The sequence below is a fragment of the Arsenophonus endosymbiont of Bemisia tabaci Q2 genome (assembly GCF_902713415.1).
Lineage (GTDB): Bacteria > Pseudomonadota > Gammaproteobacteria > Enterobacterales > Enterobacteriaceae > Arsenophonus.
The window spans coordinates 1-8449 of record NZ_CACTIE010000114.1 but is presented as its reverse complement, the minus strand read 5'-3'; the positions used below and the strand labels follow the sequence as shown (position 1 = coordinate 8449).

At 36.2% G+C, this 8449-nt stretch carries 8 protein-coding genes; 3 read left to right on the top strand and 5 right to left on the bottom strand.

From position 1 onward, the window contains the following. Positions 1-110 precede the first annotated feature (110 nt). Both topA and sohB read right to left on the bottom strand, forming a co-directional pair. Positions 111-2735 (bottom strand): type I DNA topoisomerase, encoded by a 2625-nt coding sequence (gene topA / locus ARSQ2_RS06695; protein WP_181994800.1) that lies wholly within the window; start codon positions 2733-2735, stop codon positions 111-113. Between the two features lie 569 nt (positions 2736-3304). Continuing rightward, positions 3305-4351 carry a protease SohB gene (sohB, locus tag ARSQ2_RS06690; protein WP_181994799.1) on the bottom strand — a complete coding sequence of 349 codons (1047 nt, stop codon included), beginning with the start codon at positions 4349-4351 and terminating at the stop codon, positions 3305-3307. A 113-nt stretch (positions 4352-4464) separates the two neighbouring features. On the opposite strand from sohB, the gene ARSQ2_RS06685 reads away from it, so the two are divergent. From ARSQ2_RS06685 to ARSQ2_RS06675, 3 genes are read left to right on the top strand one after another with little or no spacing between them, the layout of a single operon-like run. Then, positions 4465-5235, top strand: coding sequence for a YciK family oxidoreductase (locus tag ARSQ2_RS06685; RefSeq protein WP_181994798.1), 771 nt, complete (start codon positions 4465-4467; stop codon positions 5233-5235). Positions 5236-5282: 47 nt separating this feature from the next. Beyond that, positions 5283-5645: an IS630 transposase-related protein gene (locus ARSQ2_RS06680; RefSeq protein WP_181994797.1), complete on the top strand. Its 363-nt coding sequence runs from the start codon at positions 5283-5285 to the stop codon at positions 5643-5645. After that, positions 5572-6111, top strand: a complete 540-nt coding sequence (locus tag ARSQ2_RS06675) for an IS630 family transposase (RefSeq protein WP_202880391.1) — start codon at positions 5572-5574, stop codon at positions 6109-6111. Before ARSQ2_RS06680 ends, ARSQ2_RS06675 begins: the two co-directional genes overlap by 74 nt. An 82-nt stretch (positions 6112-6193) precedes the next feature. On the opposite strand, the gene ARSQ2_RS06670 is transcribed toward ARSQ2_RS06675, so the two are convergent. From ARSQ2_RS06670 to rluB, 3 genes are all read right to left on the bottom strand, one after another. Next, entirely contained in the window at positions 6194-6784 is a 591-nt protein-coding gene (locus ARSQ2_RS06670) for a hypothetical protein (RefSeq protein WP_181994796.1), read from the bottom strand. Beyond that, on the bottom strand, positions 6781-7113 hold the full coding sequence (locus ARSQ2_RS06665) for a hypothetical protein (RefSeq protein WP_181994795.1): 333 nt from the start codon (positions 7111-7113) through the stop codon (positions 6781-6783). The genes ARSQ2_RS06670 and ARSQ2_RS06665 overlap by 4 nt, the downstream gene beginning before the upstream one ends. A 182-nt stretch (positions 7114-7295) precedes the next feature. Further along, complete coding sequence (gene rluB / locus ARSQ2_RS06660) at positions 7296-8222, bottom strand: 23S rRNA pseudouridine(2605) synthase RluB (protein ID WP_181994794.1); 927 nt, start codon at positions 8220-8222, stop codon at positions 7296-7298. Positions 8223-8449: the final 227 nt, after the last annotated feature.

The window sequence follows — 8449 nt, the reverse complement described above, 5'->3', positions numbered from 1 at the left end:
AGTGCCCATAATTAGTAATATTTTTAATTTCATATATTAATCCTGATTATGATTTAAAATAGCGACGATATATAAACTAAAAATTAGGCTACTGATTTCAGTAGCCTTGTTTAATTATAGAAAATAGATAAATTTTTATTTGTTTTTTCTATCCATTTGCCATCGATATAAAATGCACTCCAGCCAGTGGCTTTACCATTTTTTTCTGAGGAAACATATTGTTGTTTAGTTTTACGACTAAATTTAACAATCGTTTTATTACCTTCAGGATCGACCGATGGCGCCAGGGTTAAATAGCTAAATTTAGCTGGCAGACGATCTTTAAAACGTACCAATTCTTCAACCAATGGTGCGCGGGTCTCTCTTGATTTTGGAAAAGTGTTAGCGGCTAAAAATATTCCCGCTTCCCCATCTCTTAATACAAAGTAAGCATCAGATTTTTTACAAACTAATTCCGGCAATGGAATAGGATCTTCTTTAGGCGGAGCCACTTCACCATTCTTCAAGATCTTGCGAGTATTCTTACAAGCCTCATTGGTACAGCCCATATATTTTCCAAATCGACCCATATTCAGATGCATTTCTGAGCCACATTTATCACATTCAATAATTGGCCCATCATAGCCTTTAATGCGAAATTCACCTTCTTCAACCTGATAACCATTACATACTGGATTATTCCCACATACATGTAATTTACTTTTATTATCAATAAGGTAGCTATCCATCGCGGTACCACATTTAGGGCATCGCCGGCGGGCTCGCAAAGCATGCGTTTCCACATCATCTTCTTCTGCTACCAGGATATTTGATAATTCATCTTCAGGAATTAAATTAATGGTTTTTTTGCAGCACTCTTTTGCTGGTAAGCTGTAACCAGAGCATCCCAGAAAAACCCCCGTAGAAGCAGTTCTAATTCCCATTTGTCGGTGACAGTCAGGACATTCAATCGATGTTAATACCATCGGATTCGGGCGCATGCCACCTTCCTCGGGTGCTTTATTTGCGCTTTCTAGCTGTTCGGTAAAAGCAGAAAAAAACTCATCTAATACACTCTTCCACTCGATACGATCTTCTGCTATCAAGTCAAGGTGATCTTCCATTCGCGCAGTAAAATCATAGTCCATTAATTCACTAAAATTTTCATCTAATCGGTCAGTAACTATTTCACCTATTTTTTCAGCATAAAAACGGCGATTTTCAATTTTTACATAGCCCCGATCTTGGATAGTTGAAATAATAACCGGATAGGTTGATGGGCGGCCAATGCCACGTTTTTCAAGTTCTCTAACCAGAGAAGCTTCGCCAAAACGTGCTGGAGGTTTAGTAAAGTGTTGGCTAGGACACAATTTATCCAATTCAAGCTGACTACCAACTTTGACCATAGGTAATATTTTATCTTCATCACCTTTGCGCAATGCGGGCATAACTTTAGTCCAACCATCAAAACGCAAAATACGCCCTTTAGCCTTCAACTCAAAATCTCCAGCTTTGACGGTTATTGTCGTTGAATCAAATTCAGCTGGTGTCATTTGACAAGCAACAAATTGGTTCCAAATCAGCTGATATAGTCTTTTGGCATCCGCTTCTATCTCTTTTAGAGCATCAACACCAACGTCAACATTAGAAGGACGAATAGCCTCATGTGCTTCCTGCGAACTTTTTTGATTGGTGTAAACATTCGCCTGTTTAGGCAGGTATTTTCTGCCAAATTTATGGTCAATATAATTGCGAGCCATACTTAAAGCATTATGACTTAAGTTAGTTGAGTCAGTACGCATATAGGTAATATAACCTGCTTCATAAAGACGCTGTGCCATCATCATGGTTTTTTTAACGCCAAAACTAAGACGTGTACTTGCCGCTTGTTGCAGGGTTGAGGTAATAAAAGGGGCGCTGGGTTTAGTAATTGTGGGCCGATCTTCACGATCTGACGCCTGATAATGGGCATTTTTTAATAATGAAACAGGAGCATCAATTTGTGCTTTGGTAACGGGTTTAAAAGGCTTACCCTTTTCATGTGTCACTTCCATTCGAATTAATGCCGTATCTACGGTCAGTAACTCAGTATGCAGCTGCCAATACTCTTGTGGGACAAATGCTTTAATTTCCCGTTCCCGTTCTACAATCAGACGTACAGCGACTGACTGAACACGACCGGCAGAAAGGCCGCGAGCAATTTTTTTCCATAATAGAGGTGAAACCATATAACCAACCACCCGATCTAAAAAACGCCGAGCTTGTTGAGCATTAACACGATCAATATTTAATTCACCAGGATTATCAAAAGCTTGCTTAATTGCATTTTTAGTAATTTCATTAAAAACTACTCGGCTAAAGCGCTGATTATCACCGCCAATCACTTCTCTCAAATGCCAGGCAATCGCTTCCCCCTCACGATCGAGATCCGTTGCCAGATAGATATGCTCTGCGTCGGAAGCAAGCGATCTTAATTCAGCAACGACTTTTTCTTTACCAGGTAAAATTTGATAATTGGCTTTCCACCCATGATATGGGTCAACTCCCATTCTATTTACAAGCGCCTCATGCTCATCTTTTTTTACTTTTTTAACCTTGTTGGCTGAGTTTGTATTCTTTTGTGAGCTGGAACCACCACTTTTTGGCAAATCACGTATATGCCCTACGCTACTTTTAACAACGTAGTTATTACCAAGGTATTTGTTGATAGTCTTGGCTTTTGCCGGGGACTCCACAATAACAAGAGCTTTACCCATAGTTATCTTTACCTAAAATATTGTCTAAGCGTACTGACTTTCCAGCCAGATGGAATGAAATCTTTTTTTAGATTGCGTCAGATTCACAATATATCAACTTTTTTTGCTTAAATACTTTGCCATAAAGATAAAAAATTTTGTTAATTCATACTGTAATCAGATTCAATAGTACAATTTTGTCAGCAACACAATGACAAAAGTAAAGCATCGTAAGTAATAAAAAGCCTACACTCTACCTGATAAAAAATGATGCGCAACCACTTATTTTATTCATAGGTATTGTTATGAAAACAAAAACCACCTCAATAAGTTATGAATAGATTATAAAAAAAATCAATAAAATTATATAAAGAGTAGCAGAAATCTAGTTCAAATAGATATAGAAAAAATTTTCTGAAAGAAATTAATTTCCAAATAAAATAGCTTAGTAGTGCTGTATAAAATTTTTTATCATGTTTTTAAGTAATTAATTAATATTTTATTTGCAATTAAATAATTAAGTTTTAACTATTATATTATAATATAAAAATACCGGCTGAAAACGCCGGTATGTATTTCTTATTCATAATTTAAAGCAGTGGCCTCTGTCCTCTTTGCCACCAGCGTATTAATAACTTATCTGCATTTTCTACCATGCTGCCCATTAAACGATCAACAAAACGTCTGGTCGGAGTATAAGTTACCTCAATAATTTCACGAGCATCAATTTGATTGATAATAATGTCATCACTAACGCCTATTTCATCAATTAATCCTTTTTCTTTTGCTTGGATACCATACCAATGCTCACCTGTTGCCACAGCATTAATATCAAGGGCCGGCCGTTTTTGATGCACAAAATCTTTAAATAGCTGATGTGTTTCATTTAAATCTTGTACAAACTTTTTACGCCCTTGCTCGGTATTTTCACCTAATAAAGTTAGTGTACGTTTATACTCTCCGGCTGTATGTAATTCTACATCAATATCCTTTTTCTTCAGTAATCGATGAAAATTGGGTACTTGCGCAACTACACCAATAGAGCCAATAATCGCAAAAGGAGCCGCCACAATACGATCAGCGACACAAGCCATCATATAACCGCCACTGGTAGCCACTTTATCCACCGAAACAATTAATTTAAGGCCTTTTTCCCGTAAACGATTTAGTTGAGAGGCGGCTAAGCCATAGCCATGGACAACGCCACCTGGACTTTCAAGTCTAAGCAATACTTCATCTTTGTTATCAGCAATTGCTAAAATTGCAGTAATTTCTTCACGTAATGCATTGACTTCATGAGCATTCATGCTGCCTTTGAAATTAATTACAAAAAGACAAGGTTTTTTTAACGTTGTTTGACCAACTTTAGCATCTGATTTCTGCTTTTTTTCTTCAATTTTACGTTGTTTTTTATAGGTTTTTAACCAAACTTTATATTCAGCGTCACTCATCTTAACCTGTTTCATCTCACGCTGACGTTGACGATAGGCTTCACTTAAATCAATAAGTTTTAAATCACCTTTTTTGCTCTGTTTACGCTGCCCGAAGCTAAAAATAACCAATGAAATTAATATAATAGCAACAACTACTGTTGCTATTTTAGCAAAAAATAATCCATACGATGAAAGAAATTCCACAATTCTATCCTTCTTTACAGAATATAAACAATAGGGGTATTGTAACTAAAAACTTGATAAAGTGCTTATAGCTCTTATTAATAAATTTGAATAATCAAAAGTAGGAAAATATCATGCTACCTTACCAAGCTAAAGCTGATTTACTTAAGCAAAAAACTATTTTAATTACAGGCGCGGGGAATGGAATTGGACGTGAAGCGGCATTAACTTATTCACGTTATGGCGCCAATCTTATTTTAGTCGGTAGAACAACCGCAAAACTAGAAAAAGTCAAACAAGAAATTATTTCTAATAGCAAATTTACCCTTTCAGTTTCTATTTATACCCTTGATTTATTAACAATAACCGAATCACAATGCCATGAATTAGCAACTGACATTAGCCAACATTATCCCTATCTTGATGGTGTATTACATAACGCAAGCATATTAGGAAAAATTGCCCCGATTATTGATCAACCGATAAAACTTTGGCATGAAGTTATACAAATAAACGTTAACGCAACTTTTATGTTAACACAAGCCCTACTACCACTGCAGCTACAAGCACCAAATAGTTCCTTAATATTTACCACTTCAAGCGTCGGCAGACGAGGTCGTGCTAATTGGGGGGCCTATTCAGTTTCCAAATTCGCAACCGAAGGTCTAATGCAGGTATTATTTGATGAATATAAAGATACTAATTTACGTGTTAATTGCATTAATCCCGGTGGCACAAGAACGCAAATGAGAGCCAATGCTTTTCCTTCAGAGGATCCTATGCAACTAAAAACTCCACAAGAAATTATGCTGATATATCTTTATCTAATGGGAGAAGATAGTATTAAGCAATCAGGAGTAAGTTTTGATGCACAGCCTAATCGTAAACCCGGTGTGGCAATTTAATATTTAGCTATATAGCTAAGCGACTTAATTTTGATGACATTATTTATATGAGCTATTCAATTGATTTTAGATATAAAGTGATATTTACGATGGAAGAAGAAGGGTTGAGTATCCGAGAAACAGCGAAACAATTTCGGATTGGCTCTGCATCTGTATCGCGTTGGATTAATCAAATACAGCCAAAAGCATCGACTACGGGCCAGCGAAAAATCGATAAATCCGAGTTGATAAAAGATGTTGAACAATATTCAGATGCTTACCAAAAAAAGCGTGCAGAGCGTTTTGGCGTTTGTCAGAAGGCCATTCGGCAAGCTCTTAAAAAAATGGGATTGACCTATAAAAAACTCTACGTCATCCGAAAGCCGACGAAAACACTCGACAAACGTTTCAACAAAAAAACAACAGTATGAAAAAGAAGGCAAGCATATTGTTTTTATTGATGAAAGTTCTTTTTCACACGATACCCCGCGGACTCACGGCTATTCCCCGAAAGGTCAACGGTGTGTTGGTCTCAAGAACTGGGGAGCTAAAGGAAGAACAAATGTTATCGGCGCTTTATTGGGCACAACGCTGTTTGCTATCGGATTATTTGATATCAATATTAACAGCGATGTTTTCTATGCATGGGTCACCCAAGTCCTTATCCCAGTACTTCCTAAAAACAGTGTAATCATGATGGATAATGCATATTTTCACAAGAAACAGAGTATTCAACAAGTCATCATCGATGCGGGGCATATGGTGGAATATTTGCCTACCTATTCGCCAGATCTTAATCCAATTGAACATAAATGGGCACAAACTAAATGCAAAAAAGAGCGCTCGGATGCGACACAGATATTTTGTTCGCACTCAATATGGTGTAATCAAAATTAAGTCGCTTACCTATAAAAACTAACCGCAATAAAAAATTAATAATAAATGATATAACCAATTATCAAACAAAGTGACTAGTCAATTAATGAGCTTTATAGTTATTTACTGAGTGCTGCTTTAATAATATCCCTGCATTAAAAATCATATTTGTTTGATTGATAAAAGCAGAATACTCATCACGATCATGTTTATTCTGCCCTAAATGGAAAGTACTATAAATTTTTGCCATATTGTAAATGTAGTGGTAATATTCATCATAGATTTGCTTTTTTGATTCTATATTACTGACTTTTTTAAAGTCATGAACAATTTCAACAACTCTATTAGAATAAGATTGTAAAGAATAATTATTAAAATTTGCAATTGGAAGTCCATATTCAAACGAATGCGTTACCGTGTTTTGTTCCTTTATTCCTTTATCAACAATATGAATATTATTAACTGTTGATCCTACTACTGACAAAAAATCAATAAACTCTTCTTTGGTAAAACATTTTGCTTTCACTTGACCGTCTAATTGTTTACTTTTATTCAAAGCGAAAACATTGAGAAAAGATGGGCCTATAGGGGGGTAATCACATTTAAAAACATTATTATCAATAAATAAGGCATTACTACTTAGTATTCGACCCTGTACTTTTATTCCATCAACAATAATTTGATTATATTTCAAAGAGAATAATTGGTTAGAAATGATTTCTTTAAAAACCGAACTATAAGAATAATAATATTGCCGCGTAGGATTAATAATTCCCCCCTGGTTACCAGGGTAAATGATAAATTCAGTTTTTTGGCCAATGGGGTATTCAATCCTATGCTTGCCAGCTCGTAAATCAAGTTGTTTAATTTCACCCTGAACAAGTTTAACAGGTTGATTATATCAATCTTAAAATAAAGGGCATCTTTATTATTATGACTAACGGAAAATTTCCCATCAGCAGAATGGGTTAATTGCGGCTCATCACAGCTTGCTAACAGCAATATAAATATGCTGCTAGCCATAATTTGCTCAAATTATGGCATATAAAATTTCAACCTTCTAATCAAACTTAGCCTAATCAAAGTAGCCTATTCTAAGGATCATCTCAATTAAATTAAAAGTATTTATTTATACAGCACTATTTTTATCTATTAAAAAGCATTAGGCAGCTGAATTTGACTATAATATTGCCTTTAATTTTATATTATCCTTTACGCGAAGATGTATTACGCCCCCTAGCAGCGCCAGTTGCTCGTTTATTTGTTACTCGCATCGAAGAAACTTGTGTATGCTGTTTTACAGCACGACGGATCTGATTTGCTTTAATACGACGTCTATCTTGCTCAACTGATATTTTACTGGCTGTTTCATTTGTAAGACCAACCAGTTGACGCAAGTAATTAATCTGGGCTAAACCTAATTCGGTCGATCCTCCTCTGGGTAATCCCTTTGGTAAATAAATATCACCATAACGAACGCGGATCAGGCGGCTGACTTGTATGCCTACCGCTTCCCATAAACGCCTTACTTCACGATTACGGCCTTCCGTTAAAGTAACATTAAACCATTGATTCATGCCTTCTCCGCCACGAAACTTCAGTGTCTTAAAATTAGCTTCACCATCTTCAAGTTGAACACCTTTGGTTAATTGCCGAATTTTAGCATGATTAATTTCACCAAAAACACGAACTGCATATTCACGTTCAACCTCATGACGAGGATGCATCAAACGATTAGCCAGTTCCCCATCTGTGGTAAATAATAATAAACCACAGGTATTTACATCCAAGCGACCTATCGCAATCCAGCGAGAGCCGGTTAATTTAGGTAAGCGATCAAATACGGTTGGACGTCCTTCTGGATCATGATGAGTACATAATTCACCTGCCGGCTTATAATATGCCAAGATCCGACAAACTGTTTTCTCCGCTTCTTTAATTTTTAAAAGGTGACCATTTAAGCGAATTTTAGTGTTAGATTTAACTTCTATTCGGTCACCCAAGGTCGCTAATTGACCATCAACACTGATCCTACCGGATTGAATAAAACTTTCTATTTCCCTGCGCGATCCATAACCACAACGAGCAAGTACTTTTTGTAACTTTTCACTTTGCTGCTTTTTAACGCTCATAGCGTGAACCTCTTGTGTCGCCTTCACAGGCGTCATAATTATAAAAATAACTAAAAATAACTATAGCTAAGCGACTTAATTTTGATTACACCATATTGAGTTCGAACAAAATATCTGTGTCGCATCCGAGCGCTCTTTTTTTGCATTTAGCTTGTGCCCATTTATGTTCAATTGGATTAAGATCTGGCGAATAGGTACGCAAATATTCCATTATATGCCCGGCATCG

Excerpts from the sequence above, each read along its gene's own strand:
- topA (WP_181994800.1), bottom strand. The coding sequence starts at position 2,735 with ATGGGTAAAGCTCTTGTTATTGTGGAGTCCCCGGCAAAAGCCAAGACT.
- ARSQ2_RS06685 (WP_181994798.1), top strand. The coding sequence starts at position 4,465 with ATGCTACCTTACCAAGCTAAAGCTGATTTACTTAAGCAAAAAACTATT.
- ARSQ2_RS06680 (WP_181994797.1), top strand. The coding sequence starts at position 5,283 with ATGAGCTATTCAATTGATTTTAGATATAAAGTGATATTTACGATGGAA.
- ARSQ2_RS06665 (WP_181994795.1), bottom strand. The coding sequence starts at position 7,113 with ATGGCTAGCAGCATATTTATATTGCTGTTAGCAAGCTGTGATGAGCCG.
- rluB (WP_181994794.1), bottom strand. The coding sequence starts at position 8,222 with ATGAGCGTTAAAAAGCAGCAAAGTGAAAAGTTACAAAAAGTACTTGCT.